Annotated in this window: 16 protein-coding genes and 2 pseudogenes; 6 read left to right on the top strand and 12 right to left on the bottom strand. The window is 71.6% G+C overall.

Annotated elements, in window-relative coordinates; all coding sequences use genetic code 11:
* Positions 1-20 precede the first annotated feature (20 nt).
* From EST54_RS15320 to EST54_RS15290, 10 genes and pseudogenes are all read right to left on the bottom strand, one after another.
* On the bottom strand, positions 21-275 hold the full coding sequence (locus EST54_RS15320) for an acyl carrier protein (protein WP_129248172.1): 255 nt from the start codon (positions 273-275) through the stop codon (positions 21-23).
* A 63-nt stretch (positions 276-338) separates the two neighbouring features.
* Positions 339-1,529: a cytochrome P450 gene (locus EST54_RS15315; RefSeq protein WP_129248171.1), complete on the bottom strand. Its 1,191-nt coding sequence runs from the start codon at positions 1,527-1,529 to the stop codon at positions 339-341.
* 88 nt (positions 1,530-1,617) lie between these two features.
* Positions 1,618-2,778, bottom strand: a pseudogene (locus EST54_RS35440) (FAD-dependent oxidoreductase); the annotation flags it as partial.
* A 111-nt stretch (positions 2,779-2,889) separates the two neighbouring features.
* Positions 2,890-4,962 (bottom strand): annotated as a pseudogene (locus EST54_RS35435) (molybdopterin oxidoreductase family protein); the annotation flags it as partial.
* Positions 4,955-6,334, bottom strand: coding sequence for an MFS transporter (locus EST54_RS15305; RefSeq protein ID WP_244942525.1), 1,380 nt, complete (start codon positions 6,332-6,334; stop codon positions 4,955-4,957). The pseudogene EST54_RS35435 and the gene EST54_RS15305, both read right to left, overlap by 8 nt.
* A gap of 77 nt (positions 6,335-6,411) precedes the next feature.
* Positions 6,412-7,236, bottom strand: a complete 825-nt coding sequence (locus EST54_RS35430; protein WP_239013161.1) for a PAS domain-containing protein — start codon at positions 7,234-7,236, stop codon at positions 6,412-6,414.
* 196 nt (positions 7,237-7,432) lie between these two features.
* Positions 7,433-8,164: an SDR family oxidoreductase gene (locus EST54_RS15300; RefSeq protein ID WP_161989289.1), complete on the bottom strand. Its 732-nt coding sequence runs from the start codon at positions 8,162-8,164 to the stop codon at positions 7,433-7,435.
* Positions 8,161-8,592 (bottom strand): hypothetical protein, encoded by a 432-nt coding sequence (locus tag EST54_RS34265; RefSeq protein WP_161989288.1) that lies wholly within the window; start codon positions 8,590-8,592, stop codon positions 8,161-8,163. The genes EST54_RS15300 and EST54_RS34265 overlap by 4 nt, the downstream gene beginning before the upstream one ends.
* 19 nt (positions 8,593-8,611) lie before the next feature.
* Entirely contained in the window at positions 8,612-8,929 is a 318-nt protein-coding gene (locus tag EST54_RS15295) for a cupin domain-containing protein (protein ID WP_129248167.1), read from the bottom strand.
* Between the two features lie 273 nt (positions 8,930-9,202).
* Positions 9,203-9,988, bottom strand: a complete 786-nt coding sequence (locus tag EST54_RS15290) for a methyltransferase domain-containing protein (protein WP_244942524.1) — start codon at positions 9,986-9,988, stop codon at positions 9,203-9,205.
* A 249-nt stretch (positions 9,989-10,237) separates the two neighbouring features.
* On the opposite strand from EST54_RS15290, the gene EST54_RS15285 reads away from it, so the two are divergent.
* Entirely contained in the window at positions 10,238-12,133 is a 1,896-nt protein-coding gene (locus tag EST54_RS15285; protein WP_161989287.1) for a helix-turn-helix domain-containing protein, read from the top strand.
* Positions 12,134-12,174: 41 nt separating this feature from the next.
* On the opposite strand, the gene EST54_RS15280 is transcribed toward EST54_RS15285, so the two are convergent.
* Entirely contained in the window at positions 12,175-13,287 is a 1,113-nt protein-coding gene (locus EST54_RS15280) for an IS701 family transposase (RefSeq protein WP_129248165.1), read from the bottom strand.
* A 259-nt stretch (positions 13,288-13,546) separates the two neighbouring features.
* On the opposite strand from EST54_RS15280, the gene ilvA reads away from it, so the two are divergent.
* Positions 13,547-14,797, top strand: a complete 1,251-nt coding sequence (gene ilvA / locus EST54_RS15275; RefSeq protein ID WP_129248164.1) for a threonine ammonia-lyase IlvA — start codon at positions 13,547-13,549, stop codon at positions 14,795-14,797.
* A 62-nt stretch (positions 14,798-14,859) separates the two neighbouring features.
* Here ilvA and EST54_RS15270 read toward each other — a convergent pair whose 3' ends face one another.
* On the bottom strand, positions 14,860-15,549 hold the full coding sequence (locus EST54_RS15270; protein WP_129248163.1) for a FadR/GntR family transcriptional regulator: 690 nt from the start codon (positions 15,547-15,549) through the stop codon (positions 14,860-14,862).
* 328 nt (positions 15,550-15,877) lie between these two features.
* On the opposite strand from EST54_RS15270, the gene leuA reads away from it, so the two are divergent.
* The 4 genes from leuA to EST54_RS15250 all read left to right on the top strand — a co-directional run bounded on the left by leuA (position 15,878) and on the right by EST54_RS15250 (position 20,811).
* A complete protein-coding gene (gene leuA, locus EST54_RS15265) occupies positions 15,878-17,674 on the top strand; it encodes a 2-isopropylmalate synthase (RefSeq protein WP_129248162.1) in 1,797 nt (598 codons plus the stop codon).
* Positions 17,671-18,471 (top strand): ABC transporter ATP-binding protein, encoded by an 801-nt coding sequence (locus EST54_RS15260; protein ID WP_129248161.1) that lies wholly within the window; start codon positions 17,671-17,673, stop codon positions 18,469-18,471. The genes leuA and EST54_RS15260 overlap by 4 nt, the downstream gene beginning before the upstream one ends.
* A gap of 137 nt (positions 18,472-18,608) precedes the next feature.
* Complete coding sequence (locus EST54_RS15255) at positions 18,609-19,838, top strand: MFS transporter (RefSeq protein ID WP_129248160.1); 1,230 nt, start codon at positions 18,609-18,611, stop codon at positions 19,836-19,838.
* An 85-nt stretch (positions 19,839-19,923) separates the two neighbouring features.
* Positions 19,924-20,811 carry a 2-hydroxy-3-oxopropionate reductase gene (locus EST54_RS15250; RefSeq protein WP_129248159.1) on the top strand — a complete coding sequence of 296 codons (888 nt, stop codon included), beginning with the start codon at positions 19,924-19,926 and terminating at the stop codon, positions 20,809-20,811.
* The last annotated feature ends 101 nt before the right edge of the window (positions 20,812-20,912 follow it).

The raw sequence follows: 20,912 nt of genomic DNA, 5'->3' as shown, positions 1-20,912 counted from the left end.
GGAGGGGGAAGGGGGCATGGTCACTCTCCTGCCGTGAGGGTCGGGGCGAAGTGGCGGTCGACGATGGAGCGCAGGGTGCGGAAGGAGTCGATGTCCATCTCCTCGGAGGGGATGGCGGAGCCCCGCAACTCCTCGATGTACAGCAGGAACTCCACGAACTGGAGGGAGGTGACCGTCCGGGTCTCCACGATGTCCAGGTCCTCGGGTATCTCCTGCGCCTCGGGGTTCTTGTCCTTGATCCAGTCGGTCAGTCGGGCGAGGACGGCGTCGGTCATGGTGTGTCTCCTGGTGCGTTGGTGCGCGTCAGTAGTGGGCTCGGAGTCCTGCCGGAGCAGGGCTCAGGAGAGGACGAGGGACAGGTCGGGGGCGTGGCGGAAGGAGTGGCCGTGCTCCGTGTCGCTGCCGGGAACGACCGTGAGCGAGGTGAACCGGCGGGCCAGGTGCACACAGATCTCGGCGAACTCCGTCTCGGCGAGGTTCATCCCCGGACAGGCGTGCGGCCCGGTGGCGAAGGCCAGCGAGCTGCGTTCCCGGCGGTCCGGGTCGAAGGCGTCGGGGTGGCCGAAGACCGTGGCGTCCCGGTTCGCGCTCGCCAGGGAGAAGAGGAGCGGATACCGCCGCTGGATGTGCGTACCGCCCAGGGAGAAGTCCCGCTCGGCGAAGCGCAGGACGGAGTGGACGGGCGGGTGCAGGCGCAGCACCTCGCGGACGACGCGCACCGCGTCGTCCTTGGTACGGCACTGCTCCAGGGCGCCCGGCTGCACGGCGAGACCGTGCAACGTGTTGGTGATGCCGGCGATGCTGGTCTCGGTCCCCGCGAGCAGCACGAGCAGCAGCGTCGCCAGGACATCGGCGACGTCGAACGGGTCCGGACTGTCCCGCATGGCGTCGAGGATGCGGCCGGTCATCGTGTCGCGGGGGATCGCGTCCTGGGAGACGAGGCCGCGCAGATACGCCTCGACCACGGCCTTGGCCTGCTGCACGTCCGCCGAGGTGTCGGGCGGGTAGTCCAGGGTCCGGGCGATGGGCCGCATCTGCTCGTACAGCCATCGCGCGTCGGACGCGGGCAGCCCCATCAGGCCGCACATCAGCCGGTAGGGCACCACCGCCGAGATCTGCTCCACGACGGGCGTCGCCACACCGGGCTCCAGGGCCGCGACGGTCTCCTCGACGATCGGCACGATCGCCGTGGGGAGGTAGGAGCGCACGGCCCGTGCGCCCAGCAGAGGGGCGATGTGCTTGCGGAAGGCCCGGTGCGCCGCGCCGTCGAGGTCGAGGAGGTTCCGGCCGAAGGTGCGGCGGCTGGTGCGCAGCGGGAAGTCCGCGACCACGGCGTCGTGGGACAGCCCCTCCTTGACCGCGTCGTGGCCGACGACGACGTAGCAGTTCGCCGCTTCGGAGAAGTGGACCGGCCCGGCCTCCCGCATCGCCTGGTACACCTGCCAGGGGTCGGCCTGGAACAGGGGGTCGTGGTAGTCGAAACGGTCGGCGACGGGCCGCTCGCATGGTGTGGCCTGCTGAACTGTCATGGGTGTCCGGCTCCGTGAGTGCGTGGGCGTGCAGGTGTCCGCTGCGTCGGGTGGTGGGTCGGCGAGGTCGGTGAACGCGGTGGTCCGATCACGCCATCGCGGCCCCGGCGGCCCCGACGAGCTTCAATCGGGTCGGTACGTCGGGCGCGGTGAATGCGGGGGCCGGTTCACCCAGGAGGTGCCGGGCCACCATGTCGGCCATCCGGTAGCCGGGCGCGACGACTCCGTAGCAGCGCCCCGCGACCGCCGCGCACTCGCCGACCGCCCAGATCCGGGGATCGGCGGTGCGGCAGTGCCGGTCGACCAGGAAACCGCCGCGCTCGCCCCGCGCGAGGCCGGCCTGCCCCGCGAGGTCGTCCGCCGGGACGATGCCCGCCGAGAACACGACCAGGTCCGCCTCCAGGACGCTTCCGTCGTCGAGCGCGACGGACCGCACCCCGCCGTCCGGACCGGCCGTGATGCGCGTGACGCCGGTCCCGCAGTGCAGGCGCAGCCCCACATCGGTCAACTGCCGGGCCATGTCCCGGCTTTCGGCCTCGTCGAGCTGCGCCGCCAGGACGCGCGGCGCGCGCTCCACGACATGCGGGCGCATGCCGAGGCCCTGGAGCGCGCTCGCGGCCTCCAGGCCGAGGACACCGCCGCCGATCACCACGCACGGCCGGTCCTCGCCCGCCGCGGCGCGGATCGCGTCGAGGTCCTCGAAGGTCCGGTAGACGAAGCAGCCGGCGCTGTCCCGGCCCGGCACCGGCGGGACGAAGGGGCGCGAGCCGGTCGCGAGGACCAGCGCGTCGTAGCCGAGCACGTCGCCGGCCGCGGTGCGCACCGTGCGTGCCGCGGGATCCACGGCGACGGCGGGACACCCCGGACGCAGCTCGACCAGGGGGTCGGCGAGCAGATCGGCGTCCACCAGGCTGAGGTCCTCGGCGCTCTTGCCGTCCAGATAGGACGAGAGGGAGACCCGGTCGTAGGCAGGACGGCCCTCCTCGGCCAGGACGACCACGCGCCACCGGCCCGTCCGGTCGCGCGAGCGCAGCGTCGCGAGCAGCCGCTGGCCGACCATGCCGTGACCGATCACGACCAGGGTGCCGGGGCCCTCCGCGGGGCCGGGGAACGGGACCGCGGGGGACACGGCCGGCTCCGGCGGCGGCGCGGACCCGTCGAGCTGCCCGATGATGTCCCGCACGTCCAGCACGCACCCGCCGCATCCGGTGGTGGCCCGCGTGGCGGCGGCGAGGCCCGCGACGTCGCGCGCCCCCGCGTGCCACGCCTCCTCCAGCTGCCGCCGCGACACGTTGTTGCACAGACACACCGGGGCCTCCGTGCGCGGGGCCGCCGCCGGCCGCTCGTCCGCGCCCGCGCAGGGCTCCACGCGGACGGCGCTGAGCTTGAACTCGGGCATGCCGCTGCGCGGGTCGAGGGCGGCGCCGGTCAGCAGGTTGGCCCGGCCGTCCCCGGCGTAGTGGAAGGGCGCGAACACCGTGTCCGGGCGCAGGTCGGCCACCAGGCGGGCGCGGGCCAGCATGCTGCCGCGCGGTGAGGTGACCCGGGCGGTCTCCCCGTCGCGCACGCCGAGGCGGGCCGCGGTGTCGGGGTGCAGCTCGACGAACGGCTCCGGCGCGGCGTCGCGCAGCGGGCGCACCCGCCGCGTCTGCGCCCCCGACTGATAGTGCGCGAGAACCCGGCCGGTGGTGGCCCGCAGCGGATAGCCGGGGCTCGGCTCCTCGCCCGGCGGCCCGGCGACGACCGGGGTGAACCGCGCCCTGCCGTCCGGGTGCCCGAAGCCGTCGAGGAACATCCGGGGCGTGCCGGGGTGCCCGTCCTCGGGGCAGGGCCAGTGCAGGGTCTGACCGGCATCGAGACGGTCGTAGCTGATGCCCGCGTAGTCGGCGGTTCCTCCCTGGGAAGCGCGGCGCAGCTCGTCGAAGACCGCGCGGGGCGCGCGCGGGTAGTCCCCGCCGGGGGCGTCGAGGCGTACGGCCAGGCCGTGCAGGACGTCCAGATCGCTGCGTACGCCGCTCGGCGGGTCGAGCAGCCGGCGGCGGCGCAGCACCCGTCCGTCCAGGCCGGTCAGGGTGCCCTCCTCCTCGGCCCACTGGGTCACCGGCAGGACCACATCGGCGAGTTGGGCCGTCTCGGACGGCACGAAGTCCGCGACCACGAGCAGGTCGAGGGCGGCCAGGCGGGCGCCGATGTGCGCCGCGTTCGGCGCGGAGACGACCGGGTTGGTGCCGAAGACCAGGAGCGCGCGCGGCCCGTCGGCGGTGCCGATCGAGTCGAGCAGTTCGTAGGCGCTCGGCCCCGGGCCCGGAAGCCGCTCGGCCTCGGTGCGCCACACCGAGGCCAGGTGGCGACGCGCCCGCGGGTCCGTGATCGAACGGTAGCCGGGCAGCTGGTCGGCCTTCTGCCCCATCTCGCGTCCGCCCTGCCCGTTGCCCTGCCCGGTCAGGCAGCCGAAACCGCTGCCCTCCGTGCCGGGCAGCCCCAGGGCGAGGGCGAGGTTGATGAACGCCGAGACGGTGTCGGTGCCGTCGCGGTGCTGTTCGGAGCCGCGCCCGGTCAGGACGTAGCCGCGGCGCGCCCCGGCGAGCAGACGGACCGCCTGCCGCAGCGTGGCCTCGGGCACCCCCGTGACCTCGGCCACCCGCTCGGGCGTCCAGGCCGCGGCGATCTCCCGGGCCGCGGCGAAACCGGTGGTGCGCGCGCCGATGTACGCCAGGTCCGCGTGCCCCTCGGTGACCGCGAGGTGCAACAGGCCGAGGGCGAGCGGGAGATCGGTGCCGGGGGCGGGCTGGAGATGGACGGCGGCGCGCCGGGCCGTCGGCGTGCGCCGGGGGTCCACCACGATCAGCTCGGGCCGTTCCAGGTGGCGCATGAGCGGCGGCATGGTCTCCGCCGGGTTCGCCCCGGCGAGCAGGACCACGTCCGCCTGCCCGAGGTCGGTCACCGGGAAGGGCAGACCGCGGTCCACGCCGAAGGCGCCGATGGAGGCGGCCGCCGCGGAGGACATGCAAAACCGCCCGTTGTAGTCGATCCGGCTGGTCCCGAGGGCCACCCGGGCGAACTTCCCGAGCAGGTAGGCCTTTTCGTTGGTGAGGCCCCCGCCGCCCAGTACGGCCACCGCGTCCGGCCCGTGGGCCGTGCGCAGCGCGCGCAGCGTCGCCGCGACCCGGTCGAGGGCCTCGTCCCAGCTCGCGGGCCGGGGCTCCGCCTTCCCGTCGCGCACCCAGGGGTGGCGCAGCCGGTCGGTGACGTTCAGGAGCTCGGGCGCCGTCCAGCCCTTCTGGCACAGGCTGCCCTGGTTGACGGGGAAGTCGGGGTGCGGCCTGACCTCCGGTGCCCCGTCCCCGTCCCGGCGCAGCAGGGTGGCGCACTGCAGGGCGCAGTACGGGCAGTGGGTCGCCACCTCCCCCGCAGGGTGACCGTGCTCAGACATGGCTGCCTTCCCGACGCGCGGCGACCGGGCCGGACGCGGCCTGCGGAGTGCGCCGCAGGAAGACCGCCCAGGTCACGGCCATGCACAGGGCGTAGTAGCCGAGGAAGGCGCAGAACGCGGGGGCACCGGTACCCGTGCCGGAGTGGTACGAGAGGCGGAAGGCCGCGTTGACGCCGGCGCCGCCGAGCGCCCCGACGGTCCCGGCGATGGCGATGACCGCACCCGACAGGCGGCGCGCCCGGGCGAAGGCGGGGGGAGCGTCGTGGCCGGCCAGGATCGCCTGCTCCGCCCGGTGGTTGAAGACGGCCGGGATCATCTTGTACGTGGAGCCGTTGCCCAGGCCGCTCAGGACGAAGAGGGCGATGAACCCGGTGGTGAACAGGGCGAAGGAGTGCCGCGCCGAGGCAATCAGGAGCAGTACGGTGCCCGCCGCCATGGCGAGGAAGTTCCAGAAGGTGACCACCGCTCCGCCGACCCGGTCCGCGAGCAGGCCGCCGAGCGGACGGGCGAACGAACCGAGCAGCGGCCCGAGGAACGTGAACGAGACGGCCTCCAGCGGCGTGGAGCCGAATTCGTACTGCAGGACCAGGCCGAAGGCGAACGCGTACCCGATGAAGGAGCCGAAGGTGCCAATGTAGAGCAGGGAGATCCACCATGTGGCGCGGTCGGCGGCGGCCTCCCGTTGCGCGCCCCGCTCGGTGCGCACCCCGGCGACGTTGTCCATCCGCAGGAAGGCGAGGAGGCTGATGACGACGATCAGCGGCAGATAGGCGGCCACGACGTACGCGGGGTGGGTGTCGCCCGCCACCGAGATGACCAGCAGGCCGAGGAGCTGGACCACGGCGACACCGACATTGCCGCCGCCCGCGTTCAGACCCAGCGCCCAGCCCTGGTGACGCAGCGGAAAGAACGCCGTGATGTTGGTCATGGACGAGGCGAAGTTGCCGCCTCCGACGCCGGTCAGCGCCCCGATCACCAGAAAGACCCAGAGATCGGTGCCGGGGCGCTGCACGAAGTACAGCGCGAGCAGGGCCGGTATGAGCAGGAGCGCGGTGGCGAACACCGTCCAGTTGCGGCCGCCGAAGCGCGTCACCGCGTAGCTGTAGGGCAGACGCAACGCCGCGCCCACCACGGTCGGGATGATCACGAGGAGGAACTTCTGCCCGGGGTCGAAGCCGAGACCGATCTGTGGAGTCATGAACAGAACGAGGACCGACCACAGGCTCCACACCGAGAAGCCGACGTGCTCGGAGGCGATCGACACGGCGAGGTTGCGTCGGGCGACGCGCTTCCCGCCGTCCCGCCAGGCCACCTCGTCCTCAGGGTCCCAGTCGGAGATCCACCGTCCCCGGACCGCTGGTTGCGCTGCCACTGCCCACTCCTGGAAGTCGAAAGCCGGTTGGACCCGCCGGGGCGGCCGTGTCCGGCACGGCCGCCCCGGTGACGAGGTCAGAAGGCGAGGTCGAGCGCGGTCACCCGGTCGCGCTTCCGGCCCGGCTCGTTGTCGGGGAAGACGAAGCAGCGGGTGTTCTTGAGCGTTCCGCCCTCGACGTTGGCGGTGGAGAAGATGACGACCGGCACGCGCTCCCCCTTGTTCAGGAAGTCCGCACGGAAGTCGATGATCGGGGCGTCGTCGTCCCAGCGGCCGAGGAAGTCCTCGACGATCTCCTTGTCGGCGTAGATCTGCCGGATGTGGTGGCCCACGTAGCTGTCCGGGGCCTCGGTCGCGCCGACGATCGCGATGTCCTTCCAGTTGGCGTGGGCGACGGTGCCGTCCTCCTCGATCAGGTGGATGGCGACGGGGCAGTGGTCGTAGTACGCCCTGACCAGCGGAACGGCGTCCTCGGTCACGGGCGTGTAGTCCGCGTCGGGCGCGTCGACCCGGGCGATCCATGCCGTAGCGGTCGTCGCCTCCTGCGGGGCCGGCTTGGGGGAGGGGGTGGGGTAGGTCGTCGTGGGGCGCAGCGCCCAGAAGCCGTAGACGGTCCCGTCGGCCTCGCCGAAGCCCAGGTTGGCGTAGCCCTGCGGGAAGTCGGCGTGGGAGAAGGGGACTTCGCGGTTCTCGACGACGGAACGCGAGGCCAGCAGAGCCTGGTAGTCCTCGACGCCGAGGGCCGCGGCGACCTCCGCACCGGGCGCGGAGGCGTCCGGGAGGAGCTGCTTGGCGGCCTTGTTGGCCAGCACCACGCGGCCTTCGCCGTCGGTGACCACCATGCCGGGCGAGGCCCAGTTGAACAGGTCGACGAGCTGCGGGGCGGAGGGGTATGCGGACATGCGTAACCTCACTTGGTCGGGGTGGCGGAGTTCTTTCCGGAGTGCTGTGACTGTCTAATTCCGAGCGAAATCCGAGAGAAAGCCGAGGGAAAACGGCACACGGAATTCGCCGGACGATGTGGAGGCAAAGCCTCCGGCAAGCCCAAAGGGGAGAATCTTCCGGGAAGTTGCAGCCCTTCGGCTTGCAAGCTTTTGGTCAGACAACCTTGCGGCTGTAGTTGAATACCTGGCCCGTGGGACCGTTCGCCGGGAATTCGGCGAGGTCGACAACCCATCGAGCGACGGTGCTCGCGGGCTTCAGCCAGTCGGTTTGATATCCGGAGTTCAGGAGGCCCAGGAAGCGTTCACCGGCGTTCCCCCGCTCTCCCATGCCGCCGACGGTCATGGCGGTGGCAACCGGCCCGGGGCGCACCTCGTTGGCGACGACGCGGTCGTCCGCGAACTCCACGGAACATGCCCGCATCAGCGAGGTCAGGGCCGCCTTGCTCGCCGCGTACGGCCATCGGGACGGCTCGCGGCCATTGGCGGTGCTGGACCCGATGAAGGTCAGCGAACCGCCGCCCCGGCCGCGCAGGAACGGCACCGTGGCCTGCACGAGGTGCAGCGCGGTGGCGACGTTCGAGGCGTAGGCGTCCGCGGCCGACTCCCAGGTCGCCTCCGCCAGCGGGGACGGCGCCGGTGAGGCACCGGAGTTGAGGACGACGGCGCACAGCCCCGCGGTGACCTCCGCGCCGAGGCCGGCGAGAGCGGACCGTACGGCGTCCCCGTCCCGCAGATCGGCACGGAGGTCCAGGTACTCGCCGTGTGCGGCGAGTTCTGCATTGCCGCGGCGGGACAGGCCGACGACCGAGTAGCCGCGGCGCAGGAACTCCTCGGCGACCGCCGCTCCGATACCGGCGGACGTGCCGGAGACCACTGCGCTCTTCATACGGCCTTGCCCCCGACGCTCAGCGCGACGACCCGGGCCAGCAGCCGCATCGCCGCGGACCATTCGACCGGGGTGAGGCCGAGCGTGCCGTTCGGGTCGTACCGGGCGGACAGGAAGCCCGCGTCGCCCGCCGCGCCCTCGATCCGGACGTGGAACGAGGGGGCGTCCGCGGTGGCTTCCGCCGTGCGCTCGGAGGCCTCCGGTGTCGTGCGCAGCGAGACCCCGTCGCATTCGAGGCAGGCGTCGTCGCTGAAGTGGCGGCGGATCAGTTCGAAGGAGATCTCCAGGCGCCGACGGGGTTCCGGCTCCTCAGCGACCCGCTGGAGCAGGGCGCTCGCGGCCTCCAGAACCCGGTCGAGCCGGCGCTTTCCCTGGACGTACTCGAAGACGACGGACACCTGCCCGGCGGGGATGCTCTGCGTACTCACCTGCCTGCACCTCCGCAGCTCAGTCGAACCGCAGGGCGGACGGCACCAGCGAACCCGGCACGAGGTCGAGCCGTCCAGGAGCCGACAGCTCGTACAGGACCGCCCCCTCGTCGCCGACCTGGACGAGGGTGTGGCGCTGCCCGGCCGGAATGAACGCCACGTCCCCGGCCGTCAGTTCGTACTCGGTGCCCTCCGCGACGAAGTGCACCGTCCCCGACGTGACGACGACCCACTGTTCGTTCTCGTGCCAGTGCGGCGTGGTGTCGGTACGGCCCGGCCGCTCGGCGACGACGCGCATGCAGGACATCTTGCTGCCGACCGCGAGACGCCTCGCCATTTTCGTTTCGTCCGGCGGCAATTCTTCGCGCCCGGTCCAGTCGATCTTCACGATCTGCTGCCTTTCTCGGGGATTCTCAAGAAGTTTCCCGCGAAAAGACGGACCGCCCGTTCGGTGTCGCCCTGTGCACTGCGGGAGCAACAGGAACGCTACGGGGATCCGGCCGGACGGCGGTGAATCGTCTTTGTGATCCGTCAACTCCCGTCATGTGCAGCAGATGTGACAGAGAATCCGAAAATCGATTGCGCGCCGGGCGGCCCGGCGTTCTCCCGCTCACAGCGCGGGCGTCACCTCAAGGAGAAGGTGCTCCACCGGATCCTCGCCCTCCCGCACCTCCTGTGAGCGGCGCACCAGCAGCGAACGCCCGCACGACGCGGCGAGGCGTCGCAGCAGGGGCAGGTCGCCGCGGCTGCTGAAGTGCAGCAGAACGGCCCCGCCGGGCGTGGTCCAGTTCCCGGCCTCCGCCAGGAAACGCCGGTGTGCGGCGTATCCGGGATCGACGAAGGCCTGCTCGCAGTCGTTGCGGTAGACGTAGTCCCCGGGGGCCAGCACGTAGTTGGAGCTCCAGAAGACCGTGTCGAAGCGCTCCGCCGGCGGCAGGGCGGCGAACAGGTCGCTGTGCACGGCCCGGACCCGGTCGCCCACCCCGTGCCGTGCGATGTTCAGGCCGGTGTTCCGTACGGCGTGCTCATTGATGTCGGCCGCCACCACCCGGTCGTATCCGCTCAGCGCGGCGAGGACGGAGACGACGCCGGCGCCGGAGCCGATCTCCAGCATGCGGCCCCGGCTCACGGGCGCGGGGCCTGCGCCGAGGGGAGCGGACGGCGCGGACAGGCCGAGGAAATCCAGGGCGAGTTCGGTGCTCGGCGAGAGGTCCGGGGCGAAGACCTCGTCGAGCAGATCCCAGTCGCGGCCGCGCAGGGTGAAGACCCGGGGCAGATCCTGATGCGTGCGCGCGGCCTCGCACCGTGCGAGGGAGCGCACATGGCTGCGCGTGGGCGAGGCGGGCAGTCCCGTAGGCGCGGTGGACAGCTCGTCTGCGGTGGTCGTCTCGGACACAGGAACCTCCGGAACAGTGGGGGCGGAACCGTGGCGGATCTGCCACGTCCTTCACCATCCCGGCACCGGAACTTCCGGGGGGAGGGGCCCAGACAACCGCTCGCGCTCCGGAAGGAGTGGTCACGACACTGTTTCCGAGCGATCTCGAACCGGTCAATTCGCCAGGTGAGACGGGGGTGGACACAGCGTGCGGGAGATCTAGGATCGGCGGACAAGATCGACTGGCCAGAAACGGGGACGCGAGTTGACATGAGGGAGCCCACCGACCTCGACGCTTCGACCTATCTGGAGCTCCTCGCGAGCGAGGCCGCGCCCTCCGCTTTCAGCAGACCGGTTGCTGCTGCACGGGCGGCAGGCGCCCCGGACGAGACGGTGGCCTCGCTGAGGAGAGCGGAGCGCCTCGCGGAGGACGTGCGCAGCCTGTTCGAGAAGCGACGACGGCGGACCGCCGACCTCTCCGTCCTTCTCGACACCGCACGGGACCTGCTGGGCGCCGACGATGTCGAGACGGTGCTGAGAGTCGTCACCCGCAGGATGCGCACGCTGCTCAGCCTCGACATGTCGTACATCGGCCTGCGTGACCCCGCGTCGGGCGGGAACGTGGTGCGGGCGGCCGACGGGCACACCTCGGGGCTCACCCTGGGCTTCCGGATCCCCGACGACGGGGGCCTGGGCGCCTCGGCCAGTTCACACGACGCCCCGTTCAGCACCGCCGACTACCTCGCCGACCCGGACATCCGGCACTCGCCGGACATCGACCGGGTGGTCCAGGCGGAGGGGCTGCGGGCGGTCATCGCCGTGCCGCTGCGCCATCCCGACGGCTCCTCCCTGGGCCTGCTCTACGCGGGGAGCCGCGAGGTGCGCCACTTCGGGTCCGACGAGAACGCGCTGGCCGGCGAGTTCGGCCAGCTCGTCGCGGGGGCCATCGGCAAGAGCCTGAAGCTTCAGCAGATCCAGGCGGAGGTCGACGAACTCCGCGCCGACGTGCGCCGGGCCGAGGACGAACGCGAGGGCGTCTGGCGGCTCAGGGACAGCCAGCGCACCCTGCTGGAACTCGTCCTCGCCAAGGCCGACATCGAACGGTTTCTCGCGCTGGTGGGGCAACTGCTGGGCGGCACCGTGTGGTTCGAGGACCGGGCCAGCGGTGAGTCGTCCGGCGCCGCCCGCCAGGGGGCGGGGCCGGCCCCCGCGGTCCCGACGGGGGACGGGTACAAGGACGAAGCCGTGGCCGAGGAGGGCGACGGCCGCTGGGTCTGCGCCGTACGGGGAGCCGTCGAGTACGGCCGGCTGCTGCTGAGCCGCAAGGACCCGCTCACCGACCTCGAAATCCCCGTCCTGCGCAGCTGCGCGCAGGCGCTGGCGGTCTTATTGCAGAGTCAGGCGGCCGACCCGGAACAGCGGGACCACTTCCTGGACGCGCTGCTCGCGGCCCAGCCCGGCGTCACCCAGCTCGCGATGAAGCGCACCCAGAGCCTCGGGATCGATCTGCGCCGCCCGCACGTCGTGGCCGTGGCCCGGCCGGAGGGCGGCCTGACCGATCAGGACCTGGCCTGGGCGACCGTGCACGCACGGGTGGAAGGCGGACTCAAGAGCCACCGCGGAGATCACGTGGTGCTGCTCCTGCCGGGAGCCGACCCGTCCGCCGTGGCCCAGAGCGTGGCGGACTCCTACCTCTCCGCCACCGGGCAGGTGATCACCGTCGGCGCGGCGGGGCCCGGAACGGACCCCGCCGCGTCTCCCGGTCTGTACAAGCAGGCCATCCGCTGCCTCGACACACTGACCGTGCTCGGGGCGACCGGCCGCGCCGCCTCCCCGAAGGACCTCGGCTTTCTGGAACTTCTCCTTGCCGATGAGCGGGACGTGGAAGGCTTCATCGGCTCGGTCATCGGCCCGCTCCTGGAGTACGACGGACGGCGCTCCGCGGACCTGGTCACGACGCTGGAGGCGTACTACGCCGCCAACGGCAGCCCGACCCGCGCCGGAGAGCACCTGTTCGTGCACGCCAACACCGTCGCCCGGCGCCTGGAGCGGATCGGCGAGCTGCTCGGGGAGCGATGGCAGGAACCGGCCGGAGCCCTGGAGGTGCAACTGGCGCTGCGGCTGCACCGGGTGCGCGAGTCGCTGGGGACCGCGGACACCCCCTAGGCCCTGATCCACCGGACAGACCCTAGGGGTGACGGCCGGCGTCACATGGCGAGCGGGAGCGGCTGCTGCTCCGCCGGGGTCAGCAACGGGCGGTCGTGCCCGGTCAGGACCCGTACGGCGTGTGTCACCGACACCATGGTCATGTGCCGGTGCCAGCCGCTGAACGACCGGCCGCCGTAGTCGCGCAGCCCCGACCCGTCGACCTCGGCGAGTTGGCCGGTCACCTCACCCAGGAGCGCGGCGAGGCGCAACAGGGCGGGGGCGGAGCCCGGCAGATCGGTGAGCCAGCAGCGGCTCAGTCCCGCCCGCGCCTCGTCCCACTCGCCGATCAGGGTCAGCGGCCTCGGCTCGCCGTCCGGGCCGGACGCGGGCCGGGGCATCGCGGTCCCCGGCACCCGCACCTGGACGGTGGCCGCGGTCCGCTGCGGGACGGACGGGTTCACCGGGCGCCGTAGCCGCCGGGTCCAGGCCAGGAGCTCGTGCACCGACACCGGCGACGACGTGGTGCTTCGCCGGGACTGCTCGACGGCGGTCACCGTGGCGGCGCCGCTGATCCGCGCGAGCAGGGGAACGCGGGCGAGGGAGAAGCCGTCGAGCAGTGCGGGCAGCGACGTATGGCGGGCGTCGATGACGACGGGCCGGGGGGAGCCGGAGCGCTGGGACGCCAGGCTCGTGAAGGCCGCCGCCGGCGACTCCCGCTCGGGACCCGGCAGCTCCAGGTGCCAGTCCACCGGTGTCGCCATCGTCGCCGTGGCGTGCCACAGCCCGTACGCGAACTGCCCGTTGACGGTCTGGCCGAGCTCGGGAACGAACCGCCGGTGCACGCCCGCGGAGTCCTTGCCCGCCTTGCGCAGCACCAAGGGGTGTGCCACATAAGCCAGTTGGGGCGCATACCGTTCCACGACGCCGGCCAGCGCCGCGCGCACGGGTTCCCAGTCCCAGCGCGAGTGCGCGATGAAGTGCTGGAAGCGCTGTTCCGCCGACGGGTCACCCAGGCACAGGGCGACGTTCCGGGCCGTTTTGCGGCTGGGTGTCACCGCCATGCCCCGCAGGAACTGCTCAGCGGTTCTGCGCTGATCGCACCTGGAGAGGGAAGCGAATACCTCGGAGCTGAGTTGTGCCAGGAAATCTGCGCTTCTGTGTATGTGATGCATAAGGATCGCCGTGCTCCCGTCTTTCGTTGAAGACGCCCCCGGGGCCACACAAAGCGTCGTCGGTCCGGGCGACCGGCCGTAAGGTGCCTGAGCTCCCGACTTCGGCGAGGACGCGGTGGGGTGGGCAGCGGACCGTTGTGCCCTCGTCTCATCCCTTCGGGCACCGGCGGCGCGGACGTGGTGACGGGGCTACACGTGGCACGTGTCCGCATCGTGGTCGTCGAAATGCCCGTCCAGTACAGCGAGTTACCATCCCGAGATGTCAGCCAAGTTGAACGCGGCGGGTATCGAACAGGCGGCACGGCGGCTGGCGCCGGTGGTGCGCCGCACCGCGCTGGAGGAGAACCCGCGGCTGTCCGCTCTGCTCGGAAACCGGGTTCTGCTGAAGCGGGAAGACAGCCAGATCTGCCGCTCGTACAAGGTGCGCGGCGCCTTCAACCTCATCTCCTCGCTCACCGACGAGGAGCTGCGGCGCGGCGTCGTCTGCGCCAGCGCGGGCAACCACGGCCAGGGCGTCGCCTTCGCCTGCAGCCGGCTCGGCATCCGCGGCCGGGTGTTCGTCCCGTCCAACACTCCGCGCCAGAAGCGGGAGCGCATCGAGGCGTTCGGTGGTGACGCCGTCGAGCTCGTGGTCGTCGGCAGTACCTACGACGAGGCCAGCGCCGCCGCACACTGGGACAGCGAGCACACCGGCGCGGTGTACGTCCATCCCTTCGACGACGTGCGGACCATGGAGGGCCAGGGCACGGTCGCCCGGGAGATCACGCAGCAGGCCGACGGTGCCGTGGACACCGTGGTGGTGCCCGTCGGGGGTGGTGGCCTCATCAGCGGCATCGCCGTATGGCTGCGCGCGCACTCGCCGCGCACCCGTATCGTCGGCGCCGAACCGGCCGGCGCCGCCAGCATGCGGGCCGCCCTGGAGCACGGCGGGCCCGTGGCGCTGCCCGAGCTCGACTCGTTCGTCGACGGGGCGGCCGTGGGCAAGGTGGGCGCGCAGGCGTTCCCGCTGGTGAGGGACTTGGTGGACGAGATCGTCACGGTCGACGAGGGTGCGTTGTGCACCGAGATGCTCGACCTCTACCAGACCGACGGAATCATCGCCGAACCCGCCGGAGCGCTGGCGAGCGCGGCGGCCCGGCAGGTCCTGCCGGGGGCGGGGCCGGGCACGGTGGCGTGCGTCGTCTCCGGCGGCAACAACGACGTGAGCCGCTATGCCGAGGTGGTGGAGCGCTCCCTGGCGCATGTGGGCCTGCGCCACTACTTCCTCGTGACGTTCCCCCAACAACCGGGTGCGCTACGGCACTTCCTCGACGAGGTGCTCGCCAAGGGGGAGGACATCGTCGCCTTCGAGTACGTCAAGAAGAACAACCGGGAGACGGGTCCGGCCCTCGTCGGCATCGAACTGGAGCGTGCGCAGGACCTCGACAGCCTGCTCCAGCGCATGCAGGACAGCCCGCTGACGATAGACAGGATCTCGCCGGGATCCCCCTGGTTCTCCTTCTTCCTGTGAGCCGTCCGTGAGCTCTCCCTGAGCCCGCCGTGAGTGCGCTGAGCCCGCCGTGAGCGCGCTGTTCAGAGGCGCTGGAGGCGGGCCAGGGTCTGCTCCAGCTCGGCCTGGAGGGTGCTGCTGGCGGTATCGGCGTCACCGCGCTCGATGGCCCGCACCAGCGCCTCATGGGCCTCGTCCCCGTGATTCGGCTCGTGGGCCCGCAGATCGAGGATGTCCAGCAGGTCGATCAGCCCGTTGCGCAGCGCGGGGGTGAATTCGACGAACAGGTCGGTGAGGACGGGGTTGTGGGCGCCCGCGACGACTGCCGCGTGCAGGGCGATGTCCGCGTCGACGAAGGCCGCGTCCTCGCCGGCGGCCGCGTCCCGGCGGGCGTCCAGCGCCGTCCGCATGGCCGCGAGGTCGACCTTGGTACGGCGCTGCGCGGACAGCCGCGCGGCCTGCACCTCGATCAGCATGCGGACTTCGTAGATATCGGTGACCGCGGCGTGCCGCAGCCGGGTGGCCCAGTCCTCCTCGGGCTCGGTGGCGATGACGAACACGCCGGCCCCCTGACGCGCCTGGAGCAGGCCGGCACCGGCCAGCGCGCGCAAGGCTTCGCGCACCGTGGAGCGGCCCACGCCGAGGGTCTTGGCCAGGGCGGTTTCGGCAGGGAGCTTGGTCCCGACCGGCCACTGCCCGTCGGTGATCTGGTCGCGTAGGTGCTGGGTGGCCTGTTCGACCAGAGGGCTGGGGCGGAGAGCGCCGAGCGGCATTCCGCTATCACCTCTCAGGTTGTCTGACGATTTTCCGGTGAGTGTACTCGGCGTAACACCGCGCCCAGGCCGACGGGAGGCGCCGTGCACGCCGAACCGGCCCTCTGTGCAGCGACGTTGACGGTGGGACACCTGCGGACGCCCGCACTCCGCCCGCTCAATCTCTCAGGTTGTCTGAGGAGTTGATGGCGGCTACTGTACCCGGCATGTGGCCGCACGAGCTCCTTCTTCTTGGCTGCCGCTGCGGGGCCTGACACGACCGGCACCCCGCAGCGGGGTATCAGGCTGTGCTGGTCGTCAGACGGCCGACCGAGAGACGTTCTGAAACATGGCTTCCTGCGAGACCACGACGTTCCCCACGCTGCGCACGCCCTCCGGTGACCTTCCGGCGGACGCGCCGGGGTGGAATCCGCAGCGACCGAGCGCGATGCCGCACCACCGCTATCAGCCCGTGCACGACCGCGTCGCCCTGCCCCTGGTGGACCGGACCTGGCCGTCCCGCCGGATCGAGCGGCCCCCGCTGTGGGTGCCGGTCGACCTGCGCGACGGCAACCAGGCGCTGGCCGAGCCGATGGACACCGCGCGCAAGCGCCGGATGTTCGACCTCCTGGTCGCCATGGGGTTCAAGGAGATCGAGGTCGGCTACCCCTCCGCCAGCCGGACCGACTTCGACTTCGTACGCCACCTGGCCACCAGCGGGGCGGTCCCCGAGGACGTGACCGTCTCCGTCTTCACGGCGGCCCGCCGCGACCTCATCGACCGGACGATCGCCTCGATCGAGGGCCTCCCGCGCACCGTCGTCCACCTGTACACGGCCACCGCGCCCACCTGGCGGGAGGTGGTCCTGGACCGGTCCCGCGCCGAGGTGCACGGGCTGATCGAGGACGCGGCCACCTATCTGATGCGGCGGGCCGAGGAACGGCCGGGGGCGGACATCCGGTTCGAGTTCTCCCCCGAGGTGTTCAACCTCACGGAGCCGGACTTCGTCCTGGAGGTCTGCAACAGCGTGACCGAGCTGTGGGAGGCCTGCCCGGACCGGCCGGTGATCCACAATCTGCCGGCGACGGTGGAGGTGGCGACGCCCAACGTGTACGCGGACCAGATCGAGTACATGGACCGCCACCTGGCGCGGCGTGCGTCGGTGATCCTGTCCGTCCACCCGCACAACGACCGCGGCACCGGCGTGGCCTGCGCGGAGCTCGCCGTGCTGGCCGGCGCGCAGCGGGTGGAGGGCTGCCTGTTCGGCAACGGCGAGCGGACCGGGAACGTCGACCTGGTCACCCTGGCCCTGAACCTGTACGCGCAGGGCGTGAACCCCATGATCGACTTTTCCGACATCGATGCGGTCCGCGACGTGGTGGAGCACTGCACCCGGCTGCCGGTCCACCCGCGTCACCCCTACGGCGGCGCGCTCGTGCACACCGCCTTCTCCGGCACGCATCAGGACGCCATCGCCAAGGGCATGGCCCAGCACGCCAAGCAGGCCGCCGAGCAGGGCGTCCGTGCGGAAGAGGCCGCATGGGCGGTGCCGTATCTGCCCATCGATCCGGGTGACATCGGCCGCACGTACGAGGAAGTCATCCGCATCAACTCCCAGTCCGGCAAGGGCGGCATCGCCCACCTGCTCCGCACCCATCACGGCCTGGATCTGCCGAAGGCGATGCGCCCGGACTTCTCCCGCACGGTGCAGGAGACGTCCGATGCCGGCGGTCAGGAACTGTCGCACAAGGATCTGTGGGAGCTCTTCCGCACCACCTACATCGCTCCTGCCGAGGACGGCCCGGTCAAGCTGGTCTCCTGGAGCACCGCGGAAACCGGCCCCGGCGCGCACCGGTTCGCCTGCACGCTGGACCTCGACGGCCGGGAGCGCCACTGCCAGGGATCCGGAAACGGACCGCTGTCGGCCCTCACCGATGCCCTGGGTACGGCCGGGATCGCGGTCGACATCCTCACCTACGCCGAGCACGCCACCACCACCGGACCGGGCAGCCACGCCATCTCCTACGCCGAGTGCCGCGTGCGGGACACCACGTGTTGGGGCGCGGGCCTGGACACCTCCCTCCTGGCCGCCTCGGTGCACGCCGTCATGGCCGCCGTCAACCGCGCCGAACGGAGCCGACCGTGAACGCCACCGCCGTACTCCAGGCAGACCACGTCGATCTCGTCCGCGACGGTCAGGCGATCCTGCAAGAGGTCTCGCTGACCGTGCGGCCCGGCGAGCACTGGGCGCTGCTCGGCGCCAACGGCGCCGGCAAGAGCAGCCTGCTCAGCCTGCTGGGCGCCCTCGCGCACCCCACCCGGGGCACGGTGCAGGTCCTGGGCCATGAGCTGGGCCGGGTCGACATGCGCCAACTGCGCTCCTACGTCGGCCACGTGGACCCACGGCATGCGCTGCGCTCGCCCTTGAAGGTCCAGGACGTCGTGCTGACCGGGCTGACCAACACCATCGAACGGGTGCCCCGTTGGAGCCCGACGGCCGAGCAGGTGGCGACGGCCGACCGCCTGATCGCTCTGCTCGGCCTCAGCGACCGCCACGGTGCGCGGTGGCCGACCCTTTCCCAGGGCGAAAGGGGCCGGACTTTGATCGCGCGGGCGCTGATGCCCAGTCCGCGGCTGCTGCTGCTCGACGAGCCCGCCACCGGACTGGATGTCGCGGGCCGGGAGCAGCTCATCGAACGGATCGACACGCTGCAGCACACCTACCCGGAGCTGGCATCGGTCCTGGTCACCCACCACTTGGAGGAGCTTCCGCCGGGCACGACGCATGTGCTGCTGCTGCGCGACGGACGCGCCCTGGCCTCCGGGCCGGTCGATGAGGTCCTGACCAGCGACCAGGTCAGCAAGTGCTTCGACCACCCGATCCGTCTCACCCGCGCCGACGGGCGGTGGAGCGTGCGGACGAACCGCCCGGCCCGACCGTAACCCCGCCGACAGGTGACGTGAGGCGGTGCGCCGACCGGCACGGCACCGCCTCACCCCCGTCGCCGTCGACCGTCCAACCTGCCTGGCCCGCAAGGGCTTGGCTTCACACCGCGGAGAAGGAGAGCAGACGTTTCAGCATGAAAAAAGGACAACTCGGCTTCCTGGCCGGTACGCACATGGTCAACGACCTCTATCAGGGCGCGATCCCCGCGATGCTGCCGTTCCTGATGTCCCAGCGTCACTACAGCTACGCGGCGGTCTCCGGGCTGGCGTTCGCGGCGAGCGGCGTCTCCAGCCTGTTCCAGCCCCTGTTCGGCGTGCTCTCCGACCGCAAGACACGGTCCTGGCTGGTGCCGACCGGGTTCTGCACCGCGGCATTAGGAGTGATGGCGGCCGGGCTCTCCGGGAACTACCTCGTCACCTGGTTGTGTGTGGCGCTGGCAGGCATCGGCATCGCGGCCTACCACCCGCCCGCGACCAGCCAGGCCCGGGCCGCCGGCGGATCCTCGCAGAAGGCCATGAGCATCTTCTCCGTCGGCGGAACCATCGGCGGTGCCCTCGCGCCGACGCTGGTCACCCTCGTCATCGGGGGAGTGGGGTTCGCCGGAAGCTATCTGCTGGCGATCCCTGCCCTGGTCACGGCCCTGCTGTGGGGACTCAAGGGGTCCTGGATGCGAGCGCGGGGCCACACACCGGCCGCTCCGCTGGTCACCGGCGCCTCGGGCAAGGCAGGCTCGGCCGCCAACGGACGGACGGATGACTGGCGTTCCTTTGCCCGCCTGGTGGCCGTCGTCGCCGGATGGTCCATTCCGTACGTCACGGTGACGGCGATGGTGTCGCTGCACGCGCAGCGCGATCTGGGCCAGTCCGCGGCGGCGGGCGCCGTCGTCCTCAGCACCTACACCGCGTGCGGCGCGGTCGGTACCTTGCTGGGCGGCTGGGTGGGTGACCGCTACGGCCGGATGACCTCGGTGCGGGTCGGCTACCTCGTGGCGCTTCCCGCCCTGCTGGGCATCGCCTGGGCCCCGGCGTTCCCGGTCCTGGTGCTGTGCGCGGGGGTGTTCGGCGTGGCACTGTTCCTGCCGTTCGCCGCTCAAGTCACCCTCGCTCAGGACTACTTGCCCAATCGTCCCGGTACGGCGAGTGGGCTGACCCTGGGACTGGCGATGGCGGCGGGCGGCCTGTGCTCCCCGGCGTTCGGCTGGCTCGCCGACGCGAATGGCCTGCCCGCCGTCTTCTACGCACTGCTCGCGGTCTTCGTGGTTCCGGTCGTCATGGCCCTCCGGCTGCCCGAACGCACCCTGAACGTGCCCGACGTGCCCGCCACGCCACCGGCCGAACCCGCACGCACCCACGAGGTGCAGTAGGGCACCCCGTCGGCCGGCCGAGACCTGGAACAGCTCCTCCTGTCTTGACCCCTGGTTTTCCTGTACACCCCTGCGAAGGATTTCTATGTCGAAGACGATCGGTTTCATCGGCCTGGGCACCATGGGCAGTCCGATGGCAGTCAATCTCGCCAAGGCCGGGCACACCGTGCACGGCTGGAACCGCAGCGACGGGAGGAGCGGTCCCCTTCTGGCGGCCGGCGGGCGGGCCGCGGCGTCGATCCGCGAAGCGGTCCGCGAGGCCGACGTGGTCATCACCATGCTTCCGGACTCTCCCCAGGTCGAGGAGGTCTCCTACGGCCCTGACGGAATCCTGGCCCACGCCCGGCGGGGGGCGCTGGTGATCGACATGTCGACCATCGCCCCACGGACCTCGACAGAGCTGGCCCGCAAGGCCGCCGAGCAGGGAATCCGGGTCCTGGACGCTCCGGTCGCGGGCGGCGAAGCCGGCGCGATCGACGGCGTCCTCTCGATCATGGTCGGCGGGGAGGCCGCCGATTTCGAGGAAGCGAAGCCCGTCTTCGAAGCCCTCGGCAGGACCATCGTGCACTGCGGGCCGCACGGCATCGGCCAGACCGTGAAGGCGGCCAACCAGCTGATCCTCGCGGTGAACATCCAGGCCTGTGCCGAAGCGGTGGTCTTCCTGGAGAAGTCGGGCGTGAAGCTCGAAGCGGCCCTCGACGTCCTGGGCGGCGGCCTCGCCGGTTCCCACGTCCTCACCCGTAAGAAGAACAACTTCCTGAGACGTGACTACACGCCCAGCTTCACGATGGGCCTCCACTCCAAGGACATGGGAATCGTCTCCGACACCGCCCGCGCCATCGGCGCCGTCCTCCCCCTCGCCAGCATCGCCGCACAGCTCATCGGCTCCGCCGTGGCCCGCGGCGACGCGGACCTCGACCACTCCGCCCTGCTCCGCGGCGTGGAACTCCTCAGCGGGTACGACGCGCAGTAGCGACAAGCGCCCTCGCGGAAAAGGCCGTTGGCCACCCGCGAGGGCCGTCCCTCGTGCCGTACGGCCCAGGTCCGGTCGTGCCCCACCGGCGGTATCGAGAT

The organism is Streptomyces sioyaensis (genome assembly GCF_004122735.1).
Classification (GTDB): Bacteria; Actinomycetota; Actinomycetes; order Streptomycetales; family Streptomycetaceae; genus Streptomyces; species Streptomyces sioyaensis.
This window is presented reverse-complemented; position numbering and strand designations above follow the sequence as displayed.